Annotated in this window: 2 protein-coding genes; both read right to left on the bottom strand. The window is 66.3% G+C overall.

Going from position 1 to position 757, the window contains the following annotated elements:
- On the bottom strand, positions 1-210 hold a 210-nt coding region (gene ureA, locus Q7C21_RS22225; protein WP_375151120.1), incomplete at its 3' end, for an urease subunit gamma.
- A gap of 43 nt (positions 211-253) precedes the next feature.
- On the bottom strand, positions 254-757 hold a 504-nt coding region (locus Q7C21_RS22230; RefSeq protein ID WP_375151121.1), incomplete at its 5' end, for an urease accessory protein UreD.

The following is a 757-nucleotide window of genomic DNA, read 5'->3' on the forward strand; positions in this document are numbered from 1 at the left end:
CATCACCTGTTCACGGCTCAGCAGGGTGGTGCCGTAGTGCATCAGATCGGCCACGCTCTGGCCGTCCCGGGCACCTTCGAGCAGCGCGGCGGAAATATAGGCCATGGCTTCCGGGTAGTTGAGCTTGAGGCCGCGGGCCAGTCGCCGTTCGGCCACCAGGCCGGCGGTGAAGATCAGCAGCTTGTCTTTTTCGCGTGGGGTCAGGTCCATCGTGATCGATCCGTCGTTGGGCAGTTTGAAAAGGGCAGGTGTTTCATGTGTTCCAGATCCTCGGCGGCACGGCCTCGCGGCCCAGCAACGCCGGGCGCAGCAGGCGCCACAGGTCGATCAGCCAGGCCCGGGCCTGCAGGGCTTCACTGGCCAGGCAGCGGGCCACCAGCAGGCCCGGCAGTTGGCTCAGGTCGCCACGTACCGGGTGTTCCAGGGCGCGGCAGCGCTCCAGCAGTTGGCTGTCGATTTCACCGGTCACCAGCAAGGTGGCGAACACTGGCTGGCCGTCCAGGCCGATGGGGGAATCCAGCAGGCCGTCGCCACCTTTGATGCGCTGGCGCTCATGCCAGAGCGGTCGGCCGTCGCGCTGGATATCCAGGTGAGCCTGGAAGTGCCCTTGCTCGAAGCGCTCGCCACTGGCCGGGCGTCCCAGGGCCACGACGTCCCAGTAGAACAGCCGGGCATCGCCTTGCAGTTCGATCAGGGTGGTCAGTTCGGCCTGGGCGGCGCTGAAGACAATGGTTTCCTGGGGCAGCCATTCCAGGGT

This window comes from Pantoea sp. ANP04 (assembly GCF_041982285.1).
Classification (GTDB): domain Bacteria; phylum Pseudomonadota; class Gammaproteobacteria; order Enterobacterales; family Enterobacteriaceae; genus Pantoea; species Pantoea eucalypti.